The sequence below is a fragment of the Novilysobacter erysipheiresistens genome (assembly GCF_036663935.1).
Classification (GTDB): Bacteria; Pseudomonadota; Gammaproteobacteria; order Xanthomonadales; family Xanthomonadaceae; genus Novilysobacter; species Novilysobacter erysipheiresistens.
On sequence record NZ_JAXGFP010000006.1, the window covers coordinates 175,119 to 195,012 of the forward strand.

Here is a 19,894-nt window from a genome sequence, read left to right on the forward strand (position 1 = left end):
TTTATCCCAAGATCGCAACAACCTACCGTGGTTCTCGACGCGGCGCTGCCGCCCATCGCAACGAGGACCACCCATGAAACTGCTGCATATCGATTCCAGCGCGCTCGGCACCAATTCCGTCACCCGCGAACTAACCGCCGCGGTCGTGACCCGCTGGCAGGACCGCGTGCCGGGCCTGCAGGTGCAATACCGCGACCTGGATGCCAACCCGGTGCCGCACCTGACCGGTCGCTCGCTAGCCAAGGCCGACCCGGCCGAGGTGGCGGACGCCGAGCAGGTGTTGAAACAGTTCCTGGAGACCGACGTGGTGGTGATCGGGGCGCCGATGTACAACTTCGCGATCCCGTCGACGTTGAAGGCCTGGATTGATCGGGTGACGGTGGCGGGAACTACGTTCCGCTATACCGAGAACGGGCCGGAGGGCTTGGCTGGCGGGAAAAAGCTGGTGATCGCCAGCGGGCGCGGTGGCTTGCACAGCGGGGCGCCGAGCGATTTCCAGGAGCCGTTCTTGCGGTTCCTGTTCGGGTTCCTCGGGATCGAGGACGTCGAGTTCGTGCGGGCCGAGGGCGTGGCGTTGTCGCCGCAGCATCGGGCCGAGGCGATCGCGGCGGCGCGCGGGTCGATCGTGGAGCCGATTTGCGAGGCGGCGTAGAAGGGACGGAGTCGCCGTCGCCGCGTGGATGCTTTTGTGAGTCGCGAACCGTCGAATCCTTGAGGGATGTACAGGTCGCGACTTACGTCGCTCCTACAGGTGGCGCGGTCGAACACCACGACCGCGAGCGTGCGCTGCGATCGGAGAGGCTTTGGGAACCGGATCTGGTTCGCGGCTGAAGCCGCTCCTACGAAAAGCGGGGGCGGCGCGACTGGAGTTACGCGATCTTGTCGAGGCCACCCATGTAGGGGCGCAGGGCTTCCGGGATGGTGATGCTGCCGTCGGGGTTCTGGTTGTTTTCCATCACCGCGATCAGGGCGCGACCAACGGCGACGCCGGAGCCGTTGAGGGTGTGGACGAGTTCCGGCTTGCCGGTCGCGGGGTTGCGCCAGCGGGCCTGCATTCGGCGGGCCTGGAAGGCTTCGCAATTGGAGACCGAGGAGATCTCGCGGTAGGTGTCCTGGCTCGGCAGCCAGACCTCGAGGTCGAAGGTCTTGGTCGCGGCGAAGCCCATGTCGCCGCTGCACAGCAGCATGCGGCGGTACGGCAGGCCGAGTTTCTCCAGCACCACTTCGGCGCAGCGGGTCATGCGTTCGTGCTCGGCGTAGGACTCGTCGGGGCGCGCGATGGTGACCAGTTCGACCTTCTCGAACTGGTGCTGGCGGATCATGCCGCGGGTGTCGCGGCCGTAGGCGCCGGCCTCGGCGCGGAAACACATCGAATGCGCGGTCAGGCGCAGCGGCATCGCCGCGTCGTCGAGTATCTCGTCGCGGACGATGTTGGTCAGCGGCACTTCCGAAGTCGGGATCAGATAGCGCTTCGATTCGCCCACCGCGGTCGCGAACAGGTCGTCCTCGAATTTCGGCAGCTGTCCGGTGCCCTGCATGCTGTCGGCGTTGACCAGCAGCGGCACGCTGGTTTCCTCATAGCCGTGTTCGTTGGTATGCAGGTCGAGCATGAACTGGGCGAGCGCGCGGTGCAGGCGCGCCAGTTGGCCGCGCAACACGGTAAAGCGCGCGCCGCTGAGCTTGGCCGCGGTGTCGCCGTCGAGCCAGCCGTTGCGGGCGCCGAGCTCGACGTGGTCGCGGACCTCGAAATCGAACGCGCGCGGGGTGCCCCAGCGGTGCTGCTCGACGTTGTCGCTCTCGTCCTTTCCGGCCGGGACCGACTCGTGCGGCAGGTTCGGCAGGCCCAGCGCGATGGCGTCAAGTTCGGACTTGATCACGTCCAGCCGCGCCTCGCTGGCCTTCAGTTCGTCGCCGAAACCGGCGACCTCGGCCAGCAGCGGCGCGACGTCCTCGCCCTTGGCCTTGGCCTGCCCGATTGCCTTGGACCGGGTGTTGCGCAGGTTCTGCAACTCCTGGGTACGGACCTGGATCTGCTTGCGCTCGGTTTCCAGCGCGGCCAGCGCGTCGGCGTCGAGGTCGTAGCCACGCGTCTCGCGCAGTTGCACGGCGAGGTCGGCGGGCTGCTGGCGCAGCAGGTTCGGGTCAAGCATATCGGCATCGCTTTGGGTGATCTGATTGGCGATTATCGCGTGGAATCGCAATCGATGGGTGCGCGGTTGCCGAACCGTTAACAGCAGCGGGCCCCGCGCCGGGGCACAATGCGGCAACCACCGCCGTTGGTCCGCCCATGCCAAAGCCTTCGCCAGCCTCCCCTCGCCCTTCATTCAACCTGACCGCATGGCGGCCGTCCCGGCGCGCGGTGTGGTGGGTACTCGCAGCGTTCGCGCTCGGGCTAGCGTTGTTCGCCTTGATCTGGCTGGGCGATCGCAACGAGGACGATTTCTACCGCGTCGGCGATACCCCGCCCACCGCGTCGGCATCCGGCTATGAGCCGCTGCCGGCGCCGTTGCCGGCCGATGCCGACGATCGCAGCGGGCTCGAGCCGACGCAGCCGTCCGCGCAAGCCGAACCCGCGCCGTCCGAGGGTGAGTTGCCGCATCTGGTTGAAACCGCGCCGCCACTGCCGCCTCCGGCGGTACCCACCGAAGCCCCGGAACCGCCCGTCGGTGCACTAGTACAGCCGCGCCCGATCGCCGGAAGCACGCCGGCGCCGCGCTATCCCCGGCGCGCGTTGCGACGCGGCGACAGCGGCACCGTGCTGGTGCGCGCGCAGATCGGCCCGGACGGGGTGCCGACCTCGGTCGATGTTGCCCAGGGCAGCGGGTCGCGTGATCTGGACCGCGCCGCGGTCGACGCGGTGGAGCGGTGGCGGTTCCATCCGGCGACCCAGGGCGGGCAGCCGACGGTGGGAACGGTGGTGGTCCCGATTTCGTTTGAGCCGAGTCGGTAACCACGGCTTCGGGTACCGGGTTTGCAGGAGCGACGTAAGTCGCGACCCGCCGAACGCCCGGGACGATGTACAGGTCGCGACTTACTTCGCTCCTACAACGGGGCTGCGCTCAGCGTCATGCCGGCGGTTGTCGCCAACTCCTTGAAGCCCGGGAACGACGTCGCCACATTGGCGATGTCGCCAATCCGCACCTCCCCCACAGCAACCTGCGCCGCGACCGCGAAGCTCATCGCGATGCGGTGGTCGCCGTGGCTGTCGACCACGCCGCCGCCAATCGCACCGCCGCCCTCGATCAGCGCGCCATCCGGCGTCTCCTCGATTCCCACGCCAAGTGCGCGCAAGCCGGCAGCCATGGTCGCGATGCGGTCGGACTCCTTGACCCGAAGCTCGGCGGCGCCGCGCACCACGGTGCGGCCACTCGCGCAGGCGGCGGCAATGAACAACGCCGGAAACTCGTCGATCATGTCCGGCACCAGCGTTTCCGGCACCTCGATGCCGTGCAGCGCGGCATGGCGGACCACCAGGTCGGCGACCGGCTCGCCGCCGCACTCGCGGGAGTTCTCCGCGCGAATGTCAGCCCCCATCAACCGCAGCGCCTGCAGCAGACCGGTGCGGCGCGGGTTGATCCCCACCGCCTCGATGCACAGTTCCGATCCCGGTACGACGCTGGCGGCGACCAGGAAGAACGCGGCCGAGGAGAAATCCGCCGGCACGTCGATGTCGGTCGCGCGCAGCCGATGCCCACCTTGCAGGCGCACGTGGCCGGGGCCGAACTCGATCGGCCAGCCGAATGCGGCCAGCATGCGTTCGGTGTAGTCGCGGGTCGGATGCGGTTCTTGAAGAACGGTATCGCCATCGGCATACAGGCCGGCAAGCAGCAGCGCCGACTTCACCTGGGCGCTGGCGACGGGCAATGCGTACTCGATGCCCCGCAGTTGCTGTCCGCCGTGGATATGCAACGGCGGCACGCCGCCGGTACCGGTATCGATGCGCGCGCCCATCGTCGCCAGCGGTTCGGTCACGCGGCGCATCGGCCGCTTCGACAACGAGGCGTCACCGGCCAGCACGCTGTCGAACGACTGGCCGGCAAGCGCGCCCGCGAGCAGCCGCATGCCGGTGCCGGCGTTGCCGCAATCGAGCACGCAGTCGCTTCCCTGCAAGCCATGCAAACCGGCTCCGTGGACGATGCATTCGCCATGAGCTGGACGCTCGATGCGCACGCCGAGTTGCTCGAACACCCGCGCGGTCGCACGCGTGTCCTCGCCCTCGAGGAAGCCACTGATCCGGGTGACACCGTCGGCCAGTGCGCCGAGCATGACCGCGCGATGCGAGATCGACTTGTCACCCGGCACCCGCAGGCGACCGCGTAACGGCGCGCCGGCCGCGGCGATCCAGTCGCGACGTTCTCCGCTCATGCCAGCACCGCGTCGAGCGCGGCCAGCAGACGACGGTTGTCCTCGGCAGTGCCGACGGTGATCCGCAGCCAGTCCGGCAGTCCGTAGCCGCCCATGGGCCGCAGCACCACGCCGCGCTCGATCAATGCGGCCTCGATAGCCGCCGTGCGCGGGCCGAACTCGACCAGCACGAAGTTGGTCTGCGATGGCAACACCACCAGCCCGCGCGCATGCAACGCGTGGGTCAGCGCCACGCGCTGCTCGGCATTGCGCGCGCACGCCCACTGCAGGTGCTCGGTATCGCCGAGCGCGGCCTCGCAAGCCGCCAGCGCCGGACCGTTGACGTTGAAGCTCTCGCGGATGCGCTCCATCACCGCGACCAGCCCCGGCGCGCCAATCAGGTAACCGACCCGCAATCCCGCAAGTCCGTAGGCCTTGCTGAAGGTGCGGGTCAGCAGCAGGTTCGGGTGCGCCGGCAGCAGCGGCAACGCGCTGGCGGCGTCGGCATCGGCGTCGGCCATCTCGGCGTAGGCCTCGTCCATGACCACGATGACGTCCAATGGGACCCGCGCCATGAAGGCGGCCAACGGGGCTCGACCGAACCAGGTGCCGGTCGGATTGTTGGGATTGGCCAGGTAGACCAGGCGCGTGGCCGGGGTAATGGCGGCGGCTATCGCGTCGAGATCGTGGCCGAGCGGCATCGTCGACGTTCGCGGCAGGGCCTCGGCGACGCGCAGGGTCGCGCCCGAGGCCATCGTTGCCAACGCGAACGCCGCGAAGCCGTAGCGCGAGAACACCACCTCGGTCCCCGGACCGGCAAACACCTGCGCCAGTTGCATCAGCAGTTCGTGCGAGCCGTTGCCCAGCAGGATCTGCGTCGTATCGACGCCATGGGTCGCCGCGAGGGCGCGCTTGAAGTCGGCGCCCAGTGGATCGGGATAGCGATGCAGCGCGTCCAGCTGCCCAGCGACCGCTTCACACGCGGCAGGCGACGGGCCGTAGGGATTCTCGTTGGAACCCAGCTCCAACAGTTGCGCGTCGAAGCGGCGGCGCAGCGCGACCAGGTCGTGGCCAGGATCATAGGCGCGCAAGCCCCGCAGCCCGGCGGTGGCGCGGGATTCGAACCACGCTTCGTCGTAGGCGGGGCGCTCCGCGAGGGTCTCACCCTGCTCCCGCGTCGATGCCGGCGACACGGCGGTCACGTGATCGCCACCGGATACGAACCGAGCACCTTGACCTCCTGCGCGAACGCGGCGAGTTCGTCGAGTGCAGCGCGCACCGCGTCCTCTTCCACGTGACCGCCAATGTCGACGAAAAATGCGTACTGCCAGCGCCCGGTGTGGCCGGGCCGCGACTCGATCCGGTTCATGCTCAGCCCGTGCCGCGCGAACGGCGCCAGCACGTGGTGCAGCGCGCCCGGCTGGTCCTTGATGAAGATCAGCAGCGAAGTGCGGTCATTGCCCGACGGCGGGAACAGTTCACGCCCCAGCACCAGGAACCGCGTGGTGTTGTCGGGCCGATCCTCGATCGGCCCGGCCACCGCCTTGAGCCCGTAGACATTGGCTGCGCTGATGCCGGCGATCGCGGCGGCATCATCGGCACTGCGGGCGCGGCGCGCGGCCTCGGCGTTGCTGGCCAGCGGGATCTTCTCCGCGTCCGGCAGGTATTGCCGCAGCCACGCCTTGCACTGCGCGAATGACTGCGGATGCGAATAGACCCGCTCGATATCCTCGATCCGGCCGCTGCGCGACAACAGGTGCTGGTGCACGCGCAACTCGACCTCGCCGCAGATCTTGACCTGCGAGCTGAGGAACATGTCGAGGGTCGACTGGATCGTGCCCTGGGTGGAGTTCTCCACCGGGACCACGCCGAAGTCGGCCGCGCCCGACTGGACCTCGCCGAATACCTCGTCGATGGTGCCCAGCGGCAGGCCGTGGATCGAGTGGCCGAAGTGTTTGTACACCGCCTGCTGCGAATGCGTACCTTCCGGGCCAAGGAAGCCGATCTTCAGCGGCTCCTGCTGGGCCAGGCAGGCCGACATGATCTCGCGGAACAGCCGCACCAGCACCTCGTCGCCGAGCGGACCATCGTTGCGGTCGACTACCCGTCGCAGCACCTGCGCCTCGCGCTCCGGCCGGTAGTAGTCGACCGCCGCGGCGAGTTTGCCCTTGGCGCGGCCGACCTGGCCGGCGAACTGCGCGCGCTCGGCGATCAACTCCTGGATGGTTCGGTCGATGCCGTCGATGCGCTCGCGCAGGCTGGCGAGGTCGTCGGGATTGATGTTGCCTGAAGTAGCCATCGGGGTATCCGGTAGTTGCGGGCGATCAGCCATGTCGTTGCTGGAATTCGCCCATGAACGCCGCCAACGCCTGCACGCCCGCTTCCGGCATCGCGTTGTAGATCGACGCGCGCATGCCGCCCAGTGCGCGGTGGCCCTTGAGCGAGATCAAGCCGGCTTCGCGGGCCTCGTCGAGGAACACCGCGTCCAGCGCTTCGTCGTGCAGGAAGAACGGCACGTTCATCCGAGAGCGCACGGCCGCCGCGACCTCGTTGCGATAGAAGCCGCCGGAGCCGTCGATCACCGCGTACAACGCCGCCGCCTTGCGTGCATTGCGCCGGGCGAATTCGGCGACGCCGCCTTCGGCCAGCATCCATTTGAACACCAGCCCGGCCAGGTACCAGTTGTAGGTCGGCGGGGTATTGAGCATCGACTCGCCCTGCAGGTGGGCGGCGTAGTCGAGGATCGGCGCGCGTGGCTGGCCGGCGCGCTGCAGCAGCTCGCGGCGGACGATCACCACGCTGACGCCGACCGGTCCGAGGTTCTTCTGCGCGCCGGCGTAGATCATCCCGAACTTCGAGATGTCCAATGGCTCGGAGGCGATGCTGGAACTGAAGTCGGCGATCAGCGGCACGTCGCCGACCTCGGGGACGTCGCGGAACTCGACGCCGTGGATGGTCTCGTTGGCGGTGTAGTGCACGTACGCGGCATCGGCAGACAGGCGCCAGTCGTCGCGCGGCGGGATGTCGCGGAAGCCGCCGGCCTCGCCATCGGCGGCGCGATGCGCGCTGACGTAGGGCTGCACCTGCTTCAGCGCGGTCTTGCCCCAGTGGCCGGTGACCACGTAGTCGGCGACCTGCCCCGGCGCGGCGAAGTTCAGCGCGATCAGCGCCTGCTGGGTCGTGGCACCCCCGGACAGGAACAGCACGGCGTAGTCGTCGGGAATCGACAACAGGGTGCGCAGGTCGGCTTCGGCCTCGGCCGCGACCTGCATGAACTCGGGACCGCGGTGGCTCAATTCGACGATCGAGGCGCCGGCGCCGGGGAACTCCAGCAACTCGTCGCGGGCCTGCCGCAACACGGTTTCGGGCAAGGTTGCGGGGCCGGCACTGAAGTTGAACGCGCGGGACATGGGTCGCTCCGGGACCAGGACAAGACGGCCTGAACCAAGCCGGGTCCCGCAGTATGCCGCAGTGCACCACGACGCGGCGCCATGGTTTCGCCGGCAACCGTTGTGCCGGCGCGAGGCCTCAGCGGACGCCGTATACCAGGAGCAGCGTCAACGCCGCCGCCAACAACAGTGCCGCCAGCAACAGCCACGGCAGGCGACGCAATGACGACGCCACCGGCGAACGTGGCGGCGCGTCCGACGATCCGGCCTCGATCTCGGCAGCCGGCACTGCCGGAATCTCCGGCGCGGGCCCCTGCAACGGCGACTCCAGCACGAACCGGTGCTGGCTTCCGAACACCAGTTGGTCGCCCGGCTTCAACAGCGCATCGCGCACCGGATGGCCATTGACCATGGTGCCGCTGTCGGCCGACAGATCGCGCAGCAGCACACCGTCGTGGTGCGGTTCCAGCCGCGCATGACGGTCGGCGAATGTCGGCTCGTTGATCCGGATGTCGCACTCGGGCGAGCGCCCGATCTCGCGAGAGCGGTCGAGCGTGAAGCAGCGACCGTGATGCACCCCGCCCAGCCCGCGCAGGACGATCCGGCTGTCACTCGCGTCCAGGTCGGGCACGGTCGACGGCATCGGCAGCGGATCGGCGCCGACCAGGGTCAGCTCGATGCCGTCGATGTGCACGCTGTCGCCGGCGCGCAGCATCGCCATCCGCCGTACCGGCCGGCCGTTGACGTGCAATCCGGGGGCGCGGTCGCGCAGTTGCAACCACGTGCCGCGGCGGTCGATGCAGAACTGCACGAGCGCGTCGTCCGGGTGGTCGACCAGGCAGGGACGGCCGTCGGCAGCATGGCCGAGCGCGTGCACGCCCTGGCCAAGGACCAGGTCGTCACGTTCGCGGTTCGGAAATCGCAGTCTGAGGGCATCCACGCCGCGGCAATCTAGCACGGCATCGCAGCCCCGCCCACGAATTTTGCGGCGGCCGCCGCGCACCGCACAATGGGGGCCGGAACCAGGAGAACCCCATGGCCAGCATCGACATCCAGCATCCCCATTCGATGAACCCGGCACACGCGCGCCAGGCCGTGCAGGACATCGCCGACAAGCTGGCCGAGCGCTTCGGCGTGGAGTACCGGTGGAACGGCGACATCCTCGACTTCACCCGCAGCGGCATCGAAGGCCGTATCGCCCTGCTGCCCGAGCAGTTGCACGTGAGCGCGCAACTGGGCTTCCTGTTCGGCGCGATGAAGGGGCCGATCGAAGCCGAGATCCGCCGGGTGCTCGAGGAGCGTTTCTCCTGACACCCGCCCGGCGCGGCGGTGTCACGGCAGACGTGCGCCGGCTCACTTAATTGTCGCGCCCGCCCGCGTATATTCCGGGCAAATTTTTCCACCCAGTCGTGTACAGGCAGGACGCATGCTGACAGCTTCATTCGTGACGATCGCCCTTGTAGTCGCCCTCGTGGTCGGGGGCGCGCTAACCGCGTGGCTTTGGACCGCGTACTGCAAGCGGCTGGTCGCCGCCGGTGGCCTGCGCGCGCTGGCCGCGATGCGCTGGCGCGAGTTCTCCCGCTTCGTCATCGAGGCGCTGCAGGCGCAGGGTTTCGAGGCCAGCCGGATCGAACCCGATGCCCAACGCGGGCAGCAGGCCGACCTGTTGCTCAATCGCGACGACCAGACCTGGTTGTTGAGCTGCAAGCAGGGCGTCAACTACCGGATCACCGCCGGCATGGTCGACGAGATCGCGCGCGCGGTCCGCGGCAGCAACGCCAAGGGCGGCATCCTCGCGACCCTGGGCCGGGTCGAGCCGGAGGCACGCAAGCACAATCAGGGGATCGAGCTGCTGGATGGCTCCACCCTCTGGCCGCTGATCGACCCGCTGTTGCCGCCGAGCCTGCACCGCGACCTGGTCGCGCAGGCACGAGCCCATACGTTGCGGATCACCGTGCTGGCCTGGATCGGCGCGCTGGTGCTGGGCGTGGCGGTGGCCATGCTGGTTCCCGCCACCGTGGGACAGACTCCCGATCCTGCCCCGACCGCGACCCCGGTCGTGACACCGGCGCCCATCGCCGCCACCGTCGCCGAACCGGCACCCGAAACCGCGCTGGACGAAGACGGGCAACGCCTCCGCATCGAGCGCGACACGTCGATCCTGCCCGGCATCGAGCACGCATCCTGGGCGACCCGCTCGACATTGCTGGTCCAGTTGCTGCCAGACGCGACCGAAGGCCAGATCGACGCCATCTGCACCGTCCTCGAACGCAGCGAGGCCCTGCGCGCCTCGCGCGTGCAACTGCAACCGGCGGCCGGCAGCGACAAGCCGGTGCGTTTCATGCAGTGCAGGACGTTCTGACGCCACGCCGGCTTACCCGTCGATGTTGACCGGCCCATGGCCAAGTGCTGTCATGATCGCCCGCAATGCCTCCCGGGAGCCCGTCATGCCGGACCTCAAGACCGCCTTCGAACAGGCCACGCGGGACGTGCAGGACCTGTCGGAGCGCCCCGACAACGAAACCCTGTTGCGCCTGTACGCGCTCTACAAGCAGGCCACCGAAGGAGACGTCAGCGGCGACCGCCCCGGCTTCTTCGATTTCGTCGGCACCGCCAAGTACGAGGCCTGGGAAAAGCTGGCCGGCACCGGCCGCGAGGAGGCGATGCGCCGCTACGTCGAACTGGTCGACCGGTTTCGCGCCTGAAAGGCTTGCCGGCGTGCCAGCCGCCCAGTAAACTGCGCGGCCAGCGTTATCGGGCGGTTAGCTCAGCGGTAGAGCATTGCCTTCACACGGCAAGGGTCGCAGGTTCGATCCCTGCACCGCCCACCATTACAAGCCTTGACACGTAAGGCGATCAGAAGAAAAGGCCACCTCAATCGGGTGGCCTTTTTTTGTTGTACGGACGCAGGTACGGAAACATGCGGACCGGTTTCACCGCTCGTGGGCGCCGATGTCGGCCCGCACGCCGTTCACCCGGTCGAACCCGGGTCCGCGCTGGTCGAACTCCAGTCCCGCATTGTTGTTGCCCATGTCCACCGCCGGGCTGCCGGCCCACAACGCGTGGGTGCGGGTGCGCCCGCCGTTGTCGGCCAGCGGCGAGATCCGCGGGTTGGCGGAGATCGTGTCGGGTGGTAGCGGGACGTTGGACTGCGTGATCAGGTTATCGCTGCCAATGACTTCCACTCCCGTCCTGAGAATGCCCCCACAGGGGTTGCGGGCGATGATCGTGCTCTCGATGTGGAGGACGCCCCCAACTGCAACTGCGCCGCCGCAGGGGTTGGATGTCCGGCCGGCGTTGTCCACGATCGTGCTGTTGATCAGGGATTTCTCGTCTCCGTACAGGCCCAGGCCGCTGTTGCTGCTGGACAGGTTGCCCGATACCGTGGTGTTCATCACCAGTACGGAGGGTCCGGAGAGGCTCGCGACGGAACCGACCCAGGACTCGTTATCGGCGATCAGCGAACTGGTGACCGCCACGTCGCCGCCGGTGGTGCTGATAGCGCCGCCAAAGTAGGCATAATTGCCGGAGAACTCGCTGTACAGGGCATCCAGTCCGGCTTCGGCGAGGACGCCGCCCCCTTCGCCGCCCCGCGCCGTGTTGTCACTGACTCGGCTGCGGACGAGCGTGACGTGGCCGTGCGCCCAGATCCCGCCGCCGTGCGGATAGTAGCCATCATCTCTGTCATCGTTGATGGTGTTGCCGAAGACCTCGCTGTCGTACAGCGCGATGTCGTTTCCTACAATGCCACCCCCTCCATTGGGCGACCAGCCGATGTTCAGCATGGCAAAGCAATCGTGCACCCGCACGTACTCGAGTTGCAGGTCGCCGTCGGACCGGATACAGCCACCGGAGGGTTCACGGCCCACGGAGTAGCCGTTGGCGATCGACATCGCCCGCAGGCGCAACGTGCCGGTACCGAAATGCCGGAGCACGCGACTGGCATCATTGCCGTCGATCGTGAATGCGCGGGTGGGACCCAGCACGGTGAGGTCGTCCTGCCAGATCCTGATCTGGCCGCTGGTCAGTGCGAGTTGCCTGCATTCGAGCGAGCGCAGGTCGATGGTATCGCCATCGGCAGCTGCGGCTATGGCGGCGCGCAGGCTTTCGGGACCGGAGTCGTTGCAGTTACCGACGGTGATTGTGGCGGTCGGCGATGGGGTCGTCTGCGCATGGGCTGCAATCGAGGTTGCAAGGGCGAAGGGAACGGCGAAGGGAAGCGACAGGGCCAAGGAACCTCTGGAACGGAAGCGGGGCATGATGTTCTCCACGAGCCGCCGGCGGCTTGTACGCCGGCAACATAGAACCCCTGCAGGCTGGTCAACGCGGGTTCGATCCGAACACGGCCAATGGCTGGAACGCCCTACTCTAGTCGAGTACTTCCCCGCCCCATACTTCCGTCCAGTGGTGCTGATCGCCTATTGTGAAGGCGACTTCCAAGCCCGTTTCGCACTTTCCGGATCCCGCACGCAGCCATGAACGACACCCGCCTGTACCACAACCCCCGCTGCTCGAAGTCGCGGGGCACCCTCGAATTGCTGCGCGAGCGCGGCATCGAGCCGGCGGTCATCAACTACCTCGCCATCCCGCCGACCGCCGACGAACTGCGCGCCCTGCTGGCGATGCTGGGAATCACCGCACGCGAACTGCTGCGAACCGGCGAGCCCGAGTACGCCGAACTGGGGCTGGCCGACGCCGGCCAATCCGAGCACCAGTTGGTCGAGACCATGGCGACCCACCCGCGCCTGATCGAGCGTCCGATCTTCGTCCATGCCGGTCGTGCAGTCCTCGGCCGCCCACCCGAACGCGTGCTTGACCTGCTGGACTGACGGGCTCCACCACGTCACCACCCTGCCCTAGAACGACTTGCTCTCCCGCATCCGCTGCGCCCGCGCCGGCGCAGTGAACGAGTCGCTGCGCGCACTCGCCCAGAACGACTTGAACACCGCGTGGTCGGGAATGCCGGTCAGCAACTCGCCCGGCTGCAGGAAGCGGTACAGCGCCGCCAGTGAGCGCACCTCGAACGGCGACACCCGGCGCAGGATGTGTTCCGGCCCGATCTCGCGCGGGTGGCTCAGGCCGGCGGCACATAGCAGGTCGCGCAGCGCACGCACGGTGTTGTCGTGGAAGTTGTGGACCCGGGCGCCCTTGTCCACCACGTCCAGGTGCTTCCAGCGTTTCGGATCCTGCGTCGCCACTCCAGTCGGGCAATGGCCGGTGTGACAGGTCTGGGCCTGGATGCACCCTACCGCGAACATGAAGCCGCGCCCGGCGTTGCACCAATCGGCGCCCATCGCCAGGGTCCGCGCCAAATCGAACGCACTGACCACCTTGCCCGCCGCGCCGAGGCGCAGGTCGTCGCGCAGGCCGAGCCCGACCAAGGTGTTGTGGACCAGCATCAGCGCCTCGTGCATCGGCAGGCCGACATGGTCGATGAACTCCGCCGGCGCCGCGCCGGTGCCACCTTCGGCGCCGTCGACCACGATGAAGTCTGGCAGCAGCCCTGTTTCCTTCATCGCCTTGGCGATCCCGAACCACTCCCAGGGATGGCCGATCGCCAGCTTGAAGCCGGTCGGCTTGCCGCCCGACAGGCGCCGCAGTTCGGCGACGAACTCGAGCAGATGGACCGGCGTGGAGAACGCGCTGTGCTGCGGCGGCGACACGCAATCGACCCACGGCAGCACGCCGCGGGTGGCGGCGACCTCCTCGGTCACCTTCGGTGCCGGCAGCACGCCGCCGTGGCCGGGTTTCGCCCCCTGCGACAACTTGATCTCGATCAGCTTGACCTGCGGGTCGTTGGCGTTGGCGACGAAGCGCTCGGGGCTGAAGTTGCCGTGTTCATCGCGACACCCGAAGTAGCCCGAGCCGATTTCCCAGCACAGGTCGCCACCGTGTTCGCGGTGGTAGGGCGAAATCGAGCCTTCGCCGGTGTCGTGGTAAAAGCCGCCGGCCTTGGCACCCTTGTTGAGCGCGCGGATCGCATTGGCCGACAGCGAGCCCCAACTCATCGCCGAGATGTTGAACACGCTGGCCGAGTACGGTTGCGCGCTCTTCTCGCCGATCACCACGCGGAAGTCGGGGTCGCCATGCGGCGCCGGCACCATCGAGTGATTGATCCACTCGTAGTCCACCGCGTAGACGTCCTGCAGGGTGCCGAAGGGGCGCGTGTCGATGACCGATTTGGCGCGCTGGTAGACCAGTGCCCGCTGCAGCCGCGAAAACGGCACCTCGGCGGTGTCGGCCTGGATGAAGTACTGCCGCATCTCCGGACCGATCGATTCCAGTCCGTAACGGAAGTGCGCGAGGATCGGGTAATTGCTGCGCAAGGTGCTGCGCCTCTGCAGCAGGTCCCAGGTTCCCAGCGCGACCAGCGCACCGGATACCACCAGCATCCACAGCCAGCCGCGGTCCAGCCACAAGGTCATCACCGCCGATACCAGTGCCACGGCGATGCAGAGGATGTAGAGAGCGTAACGCGACATGCAGGCTCCTGATCGGTCGTTCCTGCGCCCGAGGATACCCGCCGGACAACGCCGCGACCGCCGCGACTGCGTGAACCGCTACCGCGCGGCCGGCTCCTCCGCGGTGGCCGTGGTCGGCGACCGCAGCGCACGCAGCAAGCCCTGGCTCGCGCGTCCATTTTCGACCAGCCCCAGTCGCTGCTGTTCCAGCCGGATCGCCGCCCGGCTGTTGCTGCCGATGATGCCGTCGACTTCGCCGATGTCGTGCCCGCGCTGCAGCAACAACGTTTGCAGCTCGCGCCGCTGGCGTCGCGACAGGCCGGGATCGTCGGTCGGCCACGCCTGCACCAACCCGCCCTGCCCGCGCAGGCGGTCGGACAGGTGGGCGATCGCCAACGCATAGCTTTCGGCGGCGTTGTAGGCGTAGATCGCGTCGAAGTTCTTGAACACCAGGAACGCCGGCCCATTGCGCCCGGCCGGCAGCAGCAGCGCCGAGGGCTTCGATGCCGGGTCGATCGCACGACCATCGGCATGGGCGACGCCACGCTCGACCCAGTACGACAGCGGCCGCCGCTCGGTCCGGCCGCTGACCGCCAGGTCGAAGTCCGGTGGCAATCGCACTTCGATCCCCCACGGCTCGCCACTGCGCCAACCGGCGCGATCCAGGTAGTTGGCGGTCGAGGCCAGCGCATCGGCCACGCTGTCGACGAGATCACGCCGGCCGTCGCCGTCGAAATCCACCGCGATGCGCTGGAACGTCGACGGCATGAACTGGGTCTGCCCGAACGCGCCGGCCCATGAGCCGACCAGCTTGTCGGCGGCGACGTGCCCGGCCTGGATGATCTGCAAGGTGGCGATCAGTTCGCCACGAAAGAAGTCTTGTCGCCGCCCCATGCACGACAGCGTGGTCAGCGACTGCAGCAACGGACGACTGCCGGACACCCGGCCGAAATCGCTTTCCACGCCCCACACCGCCACCACAGTCGCCGGGTCGACTCCGTACTCGGCCTGCACCCGCGCCAGTGTCGCGACGTGCCGTTGCAGCATCGCCTGGCCATCGGCGACGCGCTCGTCGTCGACCAGTCCGGCGAGGTAGTCCCAGATCGGGGTTTTGAACTCGGGCTGGGCATCAAGCAAGCGCAACACCGAGGTGTCGGGGGTAACCGTGCGCACGTGGAGGTCGAACAAGGCGGAATTCACCCCTTCGCCGGAGGCCTGTCGACCCAACCGATCGAGACACCGGTTGAATGCCGGCACGTCGTAGTCGGGCATCGCCGGCGTTTGGGACGGCGCAAGCAGGGCCAGTGCGAGCAGGGTCGAAACCATGCCCGAACCCTACCGACGCCGTTGTAGGAGCGACGTGAGTCGCGTTTGGTGCCCGGACCGGGAATCGAACCCGGATGGCCTTGCGGCCGACGGATTTTAAGTCCGTTGCGTCTACCAGTTCCGCCATCCGGGCTGGGCAAAAAAAAGCCGCGCCGAAGCGCGGTTTGAAAGTTGGAGGCCGAGGTCGGAATTGAACCGGCGTACGCGGATTTGCAGTCCGCTGCATAACCACTCTGCCACCCGGCCGGATGACGCGCCCCGCAAGCATACCGCCTGCGACGCTGGTTGCGCGAAGCAACCCTTGTAAAAAAACAAAACCCCGCGAACGGGGTTTGTTTCGAAAACCGCCCCGGCGAACCGGAGCGCGAAATCTGGAGCGGGAAACGAGACTCGAACTCGCGACCCCGACCTTGGCAAGGTCGTGCTCTACCAACTGAGCTATTCCCGCTTGGGAGCCGCCATTTTAGGCATGAAAAAAAAAACTGTCAACTACTGTTTTGCATCTTCCTTCAGGCTCGGCCATGCCGCCATCAGGTAGGCCAGCCCCGACCACAGCGTCAGCAACGCCGCGGCGGCCAGCAGCCACTCGCCGATAACGAAGATCGGCAAGCCGATGAAGTTGTCCTGGTACAGCAGGCAGGTCAGCGCGACCATCTGCACGATGGTCTTGATCTTGCCGATGCTCGCAACCTTGACCTTGGCCCGCTGGCCCAGTTCGGCCATCCATTCGCGCAGCGCCGATACCGCGATCTCGCGGCCGATGATCACCGCCGCCCACAGCGCCATCCACACGGTCGGGTGGGCCTGCACCGTCAGCATCAGCGCGATGGCCACCATGAGCTTGTCGGCGACCGGGTCGAGGAACGCGCCGAACGCCGAATACTGGTTGTAGCGCCGGGCAATCCAGCCATCAAGCCAATCGGTGAGCGAGGCGATCGCGAAGATCACCGCGGCAATCTCGTTGGTCCATCTGAACGGCAGGTAGAACACCAGCACCAGCACCGGGATCAGCAGGATCCGCAGCAGGGTGAGCATGGTCGGTACTGTCAACTTCATTCGTCGCTCCGTGTCGCGCCCGCCCGGGAACCGCCCTCAACGGTCTCCAACCCGTGCAGGGTCGCATAGATGCGCTCGGCGAGGGCGTCATTGACCCCGTCGACGCGCGAAATCTCCTCGACGCCGGCGGCCTTGAGCCCGGCGAGGCCGCCGAAGTGCCGCAGCAGGTTGCCGCGCCGGCGCGGCCCGATCCCCGGGATGTCCTCCAGCCGGCTGGTATTGCGCGCCTTCTGGCGGCGACCCCGGTGGCCGGTGATGGCGAAACGGTGGGCCTCGTCGCGCACCTGCTGGACCAACTGCAACGCTGGCGAGTCGGTGCCGGGGCGGACATTGCGGCCCGGCTGTCCGTCGATTCCGGGCAACAGCAGTTCCTCGTCGCCGGGGCGTCGCGCCGGGCCCTTGGCAACCCCGACCAAGGCGACGCCCTCGACCCCGAGCTCGTCAAGCACCGCCCTCGCCTGCGCGACCTGGCCGGCGCCACCGTCGATCAGCAGGATGTCGGGCAGCACCGCGGCGGCTTCGGCATCGCGCTTGCCGCGTGCTGTCGCGGGCGGCTCACCCGCGCCGGCCGCCTCCGCGGCGGCGGCCACCGAGCGCCGGAAGCGCCGGCTGATCGCCTGGTGCATTGCCGCGTAGTCGTCGCCCGGCTCGATACCGGTGATGTTGTATCGGCGGTACTGGCCGCGTACCGGCCCCTCGGCATCGAACACCACGCAGGAGGCCACGGTGGCCTCGCCCATTGTGTGACTGATGTCGAAGCACTCGATCCGCGCCGGCAGTCCAGCCAGCCCGAGCAGGTCGCGCAGGCCCTCGGCCCGGGCCAACTGCGCGGCGTGGCTGGTGCGCTCGCTGGCGAGGGTGATCCCGGCGTTGCGGCGGGCCATGTCGAGGTAACCGGCGCGCTCGCCGCGCACGCTGGTGCGCAGCTGGACCTTGCGCTCGCCGGCGCTGGACAGGGCCTGTTCGATCATCTCGCGATCGGGGATGTCGCGGTCGAGCACGATCTCGCGCGGCGGGTTCTGCTCGCCGTAGTACTGCGAAACGAACGCCGCCAGCACTTCTTCGGGACTCTCGCTGCCGTTGGTCTTCGGGAAGAACGCGCGGGTGCCGAGGTTGCGGCCGTCGCGGAACGCCAGCAGCATCACGCAGGCCGCGGCGCCCTGCATCGCCACCGCGAGCACGTCGAGATCGGCGGCACGCCCGTCGACGTACTGGCGTGCCTGCAGGGTCCGGATCGAAGTGACGAGGTCGCGCACGCGCGCGGCTTCCTCGAAATCGAGCCGGGCCGCCGCCGCTTCCATCGCCCGGCCAAGCTCGTCGGTCAACTCGTCGCTGCGGCCGTCCAGCAACAGCGCGGCGCGGCGCACGCTTTCGTCGTACTCGCGCGCCGGCACCAGGCCGACGCAGGGCGCGCTGCAGCGGCCAATCTGGTGCTGCAGGCACGGCCGCGAGCGGTTGCGGAACACGCTGTCCTCGCAACTGCGCAACTTGAACAGCTTGTGCATCAGGTTGAGGGTGTCGCGCACCGCGCCAACGCTGGCGTACGGCCCGAAGTAGCGCCCCGGCACCGCGCGCGGGCCGCGGTGCATCGCGATCCGCGGCCAGGTCTCGTTGGTCATCAACACGTACGGGTAGCTCTTGTCGTCGCGCAGCAGCACGTTGTAGCGCGGCTTCAGCGACTTGATCAGCTGGTTCTCGAGGATCAGCGCCTCCGCCTCGGTGCGGGTGACCGTGGTCTCCATCCGCGCCGTCTGGTTGAGCATCGTCATGATGCGCGCCGATTTCGGGGTCGCATTGAAGTAGCTCGACACGCGGTTCTTCAGCGCGCTGGCCTTGCCGACGTACAGCACAGTGTCGTCGGCCGCGATCATCCGGTAGACGCCGGGCGCGGTGCTGAGGCCGCGAGCGAAGGCCTTGCCGTCGAACTGGGCTGGAGGTTTCGCGCTCATCGGGACCAATTATGCGTCAGCGCCATCGGGACGCCGAGTCGCGACGCCGCTCCAAAGCTAGCGTAGGCGCCGGACCACACCGTCGGCGGTGCGATCGAGCAGGCCCCAGACATGCTCGAACTCGCGTGGACCGCCGGTATAGGGGTCCGGGATTTCGCCGTCCGACTCGACCCCGGCCCAGTCCAGCAGCAACGCGACCTTGGCCCGAGCGGTCGCGTCCGGCGCGAGCGTCCGCACGTCGAGCAGGTTGGCGCGGTCGGCGCACAGCAGCCAGTCGAAATGCGCGAAATCCGACGATGCAAGCTGCCGGCCGCGCAGACGGGTGATGTCCACGCCATGGTCGGCGGCGGTGGCGATCGCGCGATGGTCCGGGCAGTTGCCGACGTGCCAGTCGCCGGTGCCGACCGAGTCCAGTTCGATTCGCCCCCCCAGCCCGGCCGCCTCGATCCGCGCGCGTAGCACGCCCTCGGCCATCGGCGAACGGCAGATGTTACCGAGGCAGACCAGCAGCAGGCGCACCGGTTCAGCCATGGCTCGCCATCCGCGCTTCGGCGCGGGCTAGGTCCGCCGGCGTGTCGACCCCCGGCGGGAACGGCTCCGGCGTCAGCGCGACCGCGATGCGATGGCCGGCTTCGAGTACACGCAGCTGTTCCAGCGACTCGACTTGCTCAAGCCGACCCGGTGGCATCGCCGCGAAGCGCTGCAGGAAGCCGGCGCGGTAGCCGTAGATGCCGATGTGGCGCACCCAGTTGTGGCCCTCGGGCAAGCGGTCGCGAGCACTGGCGAAGGCGTCGCGCGGCCACGGAATCGGCGCGCGGCTGAAGTACAGCGCATCGCCGTTGCCGGCGCGGACCAGCTTGACCGCGTTGGGGTCGAGCAAGGTCTCGACGTCGGTGATCGGCGCAGCCAGGGTCGCCATCTCGGCGCCACTGGCCTGCAGCAATTCTGCCACCGCGCGGATTCCGGCGGCGGGGGCAAAGGGTTCATCGCCCTGCAGGTTGACCACGGCGGTGTCGCCGCTCCAGCCGGCGATGCGCGCGCACTCGGCGAGTCGGTCGGTGCCGGAGGCGTGATCGGGCGAGGTCATCGCCACCTGTACATCACAGCCCGCGAGCGCGTCGGCGATGCGCGGATCGTCGGCGGCGACCCAGACCTCGCGCGCACCGGCGGCAAGCGCGCGGCGGGCAACGTGCAGCACCAGTGGTTCACCGGCTAACAGGCGCAGCGGCTTGCCCGGCAGGCGCGAGGCGGCATGGCGCGCGGGGATGGCGACGACGAAGTCAGGCGATGCGGTCATGGTCGCGATTCTGACATGGCGGGTGGAACACTTCGCCACGCTTGCGCAAACTCTGTAGGAGCGGCTTCAGCC

General features: G+C 68.1%; 18 protein-coding genes, 4 tRNA genes and 1 pseudogene. 7 read left to right on the forward strand and 16 right to left on the reverse strand.

Annotation, left to right across the window (positions count from 1 at the left end):
* Positions 1-73: 73 nt before the first annotated feature.
* Entirely contained in the window at positions 74-652 is a 579-nt protein-coding gene (locus tag SNE34_RS12255) for an FMN-dependent NADH-azoreductase (RefSeq protein WP_332617621.1), read from the forward strand.
* 217 nt (positions 653-869) lie between these two features.
* Here the strand turns inward: SNE34_RS12255 and serS are convergent, their stop codons facing one another.
* Positions 870-2,150 carry a serine--tRNA ligase gene (gene serS, locus SNE34_RS12260; RefSeq protein ID WP_332617623.1) on the reverse strand — a complete coding sequence of 427 codons (1,281 nt, stop codon included), beginning with the start codon at positions 2,148-2,150 and terminating at the stop codon, positions 870-872.
* Positions 2,151-2,407: 257 nt separating this feature from the next.
* On the opposite strand from serS, the gene SNE34_RS12265 reads away from it, so the two are divergent.
* Positions 2,408-2,950 carry an energy transducer TonB gene (locus SNE34_RS12265; protein ID WP_332617625.1) on the forward strand — a complete coding sequence of 181 codons (543 nt, stop codon included), beginning with the start codon at positions 2,408-2,410 and terminating at the stop codon, positions 2,948-2,950.
* 92 nt (positions 2,951-3,042) lie between these two features.
* On the opposite strand, the gene aroA is transcribed toward SNE34_RS12265, so the two are convergent.
* The 5 genes and pseudogenes from aroA to SNE34_RS12290 form a co-directional block, all read right to left on the reverse strand.
* On the reverse strand, positions 3,043-4,365 hold the full coding sequence (aroA, locus tag SNE34_RS12270; RefSeq protein ID WP_332617627.1) for a 3-phosphoshikimate 1-carboxyvinyltransferase: 1,323 nt from the start codon (positions 4,363-4,365) through the stop codon (positions 3,043-3,045).
* Positions 4,362-5,546, reverse strand: coding sequence for a histidinol-phosphate transaminase (hisC, locus tag SNE34_RS12275; RefSeq protein WP_332617629.1), 1,185 nt, complete (start codon positions 5,544-5,546; stop codon positions 4,362-4,364). The genes aroA and hisC overlap by 4 nt, the downstream gene beginning before the upstream one ends.
* Positions 5,543-6,610, reverse strand: a pseudogene (gene pheA, locus SNE34_RS12280) (prephenate dehydratase); the annotation flags it as partial. The pseudogene pheA and the gene hisC, both read right to left, overlap by 4 nt.
* Positions 6,611-6,668: 58 nt before the next feature.
* The gene (gene serC / locus SNE34_RS12285; protein ID WP_332617633.1) at positions 6,669-7,754 is read right to left on the reverse strand and encodes a 3-phosphoserine/phosphohydroxythreonine transaminase; all 1,086 of its coding nucleotides are present in this window, start codon (positions 7,752-7,754) and stop codon (positions 6,669-6,671) included.
* A gap of 118 nt (positions 7,755-7,872) precedes the next feature.
* Complete coding sequence (locus SNE34_RS12290) at positions 7,873-8,673, reverse strand: FHA domain-containing protein (protein WP_332617635.1); 801 nt, start codon at positions 8,671-8,673, stop codon at positions 7,873-7,875.
* A gap of 95 nt (positions 8,674-8,768) precedes the next feature.
* Between SNE34_RS12290 and SNE34_RS12295 the strand changes: the two genes are divergently transcribed.
* The 4 genes from SNE34_RS12295 to SNE34_RS12310 all read left to right on the forward strand — a co-directional run bounded on the left by SNE34_RS12295 (position 8,769) and on the right by SNE34_RS12310 (position 10,564).
* Positions 8,769-9,044: a polyhydroxyalkanoic acid system family protein gene (locus SNE34_RS12295; protein ID WP_332617637.1), complete on the forward strand. Its 276-nt coding sequence runs from the start codon at positions 8,769-8,771 to the stop codon at positions 9,042-9,044.
* Positions 9,045-9,159: 115 nt separating this feature from the next.
* Entirely contained in the window at positions 9,160-10,095 is a 936-nt protein-coding gene (locus tag SNE34_RS12300) for a restriction endonuclease (RefSeq protein WP_332617640.1), read from the forward strand.
* Between the two features lie 85 nt (positions 10,096-10,180).
* Positions 10,181-10,438 carry an acyl-CoA-binding protein gene (locus tag SNE34_RS12305; protein WP_332617642.1) on the forward strand — a complete coding sequence of 86 codons (258 nt, stop codon included), beginning with the start codon at positions 10,181-10,183 and terminating at the stop codon, positions 10,436-10,438.
* Positions 10,439-10,489: 51 nt separating this feature from the next.
* Positions 10,490-10,564: transfer RNA gene (locus SNE34_RS12310), tRNA-Val, on the forward strand.
* 102 nt (positions 10,565-10,666) lie between these two features.
* Here the strand turns inward: SNE34_RS12310 and SNE34_RS12315 are convergent.
* Positions 10,667-11,992, reverse strand: a complete 1,326-nt coding sequence (locus SNE34_RS12315; RefSeq protein ID WP_332617644.1) for a choice-of-anchor Q domain-containing protein — start codon at positions 11,990-11,992, stop codon at positions 10,667-10,669.
* Between the two features lie 216 nt (positions 11,993-12,208).
* On the opposite strand from SNE34_RS12315, the gene arsC reads away from it, so the two are divergent.
* Positions 12,209-12,562, forward strand: coding sequence for an arsenate reductase (glutaredoxin) (gene arsC, locus SNE34_RS12320; protein WP_332617646.1), 354 nt, complete (start codon positions 12,209-12,211; stop codon positions 12,560-12,562).
* Between the two features lie 27 nt (positions 12,563-12,589).
* On the opposite strand, the gene SNE34_RS12325 is transcribed toward arsC, so the two are convergent.
* From SNE34_RS12325 to kdsB, 9 genes are all read right to left on the reverse strand, one after another.
* Entirely contained in the window at positions 12,590-14,215 is a 1,626-nt protein-coding gene (locus tag SNE34_RS12325; protein WP_332617648.1) for an FMN-binding glutamate synthase family protein, read from the reverse strand.
* 78 nt (positions 14,216-14,293) lie between these two features.
* Positions 14,294-15,520, reverse strand: coding sequence for a lytic murein transglycosylase (locus SNE34_RS12330; protein ID WP_332617650.1), 1,227 nt, complete (start codon positions 15,518-15,520; stop codon positions 14,294-14,296).
* Positions 15,521-15,566: 46 nt separating this feature from the next.
* Positions 15,567-15,653: transfer RNA gene (locus SNE34_RS12335), tRNA-Leu, on the reverse strand.
* A 39-nt stretch (positions 15,654-15,692) separates the two neighbouring features.
* A tRNA-Cys gene (locus tag SNE34_RS12340) sits at positions 15,693-15,766 on the reverse strand.
* Between the two features lie 126 nt (positions 15,767-15,892).
* Positions 15,893-15,968: transfer RNA gene (locus SNE34_RS12345), tRNA-Gly, on the reverse strand.
* Between the two features lie 41 nt (positions 15,969-16,009).
* Positions 16,010-16,576, reverse strand: coding sequence for a CDP-diacylglycerol--glycerol-3-phosphate 3-phosphatidyltransferase (pgsA, locus tag SNE34_RS12350; protein WP_332617652.1), 567 nt, complete (start codon positions 16,574-16,576; stop codon positions 16,010-16,012).
* Positions 16,573-18,525 (reverse strand): excinuclease ABC subunit UvrC, encoded by a 1,953-nt coding sequence (gene uvrC, locus SNE34_RS12355; protein ID WP_332617654.1) that lies wholly within the window; start codon positions 18,523-18,525, stop codon positions 16,573-16,575. The genes pgsA and uvrC overlap by 4 nt, the downstream gene beginning before the upstream one ends.
* Before the next feature lie 57 nt (positions 18,526-18,582).
* Positions 18,583-19,044, reverse strand: coding sequence for a low molecular weight protein-tyrosine-phosphatase (locus SNE34_RS12360; RefSeq protein WP_332617807.1), 462 nt, complete (start codon positions 19,042-19,044; stop codon positions 18,583-18,585).
* 4 nt (positions 19,045-19,048) lie between these two features.
* Positions 19,049-19,822, reverse strand: coding sequence for a 3-deoxy-manno-octulosonate cytidylyltransferase (gene kdsB / locus SNE34_RS12365; protein ID WP_332617656.1), 774 nt, complete (start codon positions 19,820-19,822; stop codon positions 19,049-19,051).
* Positions 19,823-19,894: the final 72 nt, after the last annotated feature.

Coding starts and splice junctions, on each gene's coding strand:
- SNE34_RS12255 (WP_332617621.1), top strand. CDS start 74: ATGAAACTGCTGCATATCGATTCCAGCGCGCTCGGCACCAATTCCGTC.
- aroA (WP_332617627.1), bottom strand. CDS start 4,365: ATGAGCGGAGAACGTCGCGACTGGATCGCCGCGGCCGGCGCGCCGTTA.
- SNE34_RS12305 (WP_332617642.1), top strand. CDS start 10,181: ATGCCGGACCTCAAGACCGCCTTCGAACAGGCCACGCGGGACGTGCAG.
- pgsA (WP_332617652.1), bottom strand. CDS start 16,576: ATGAAGTTGACAGTACCGACCATGCTCACCCTGCTGCGGATCCTGCTG.
- SNE34_RS12300 (WP_332617640.1), top strand. CDS start 9,160: ATGCTGACAGCTTCATTCGTGACGATCGCCCTTGTAGTCGCCCTCGTG.
- kdsB (WP_332617656.1), bottom strand. CDS start 19,822: ATGACCGCATCGCCTGACTTCGTCGTCGCCATCCCCGCGCGCCATGCC.
- SNE34_RS12325 (WP_332617648.1), bottom strand. CDS start 14,215: ATGTCGCGTTACGCTCTCTACATCCTCTGCATCGCCGTGGCACTGGTA.
- uvrC (WP_332617654.1), bottom strand. CDS start 18,525: ATGAGCGCGAAACCTCCAGCCCAGTTCGACGGCAAGGCCTTCGCTCGC.
- SNE34_RS12330 (WP_332617650.1), bottom strand. CDS start 15,520: ATGGTTTCGACCCTGCTCGCACTGGCCCTGCTTGCGCCGTCCCAAACG.
- serC (WP_332617633.1), bottom strand. CDS start 7,754: ATGTCCCGCGCGTTCAACTTCAGTGCCGGCCCCGCAACCTTGCCCGAA.
- serS (WP_332617623.1), bottom strand. CDS start 2,150: ATGCTTGACCCGAACCTGCTGCGCCAGCAGCCCGCCGACCTCGCCGTG.
- arsC (WP_332617646.1), top strand. CDS start 12,209: ATGAACGACACCCGCCTGTACCACAACCCCCGCTGCTCGAAGTCGCGG.
- SNE34_RS12295 (WP_332617637.1), top strand. CDS start 8,769: ATGGCCAGCATCGACATCCAGCATCCCCATTCGATGAACCCGGCACAC.
- SNE34_RS12315 (WP_332617644.1), bottom strand. CDS start 11,992: ATGCCCCGCTTCCGTTCCAGAGGTTCCTTGGCCCTGTCGCTTCCCTTC.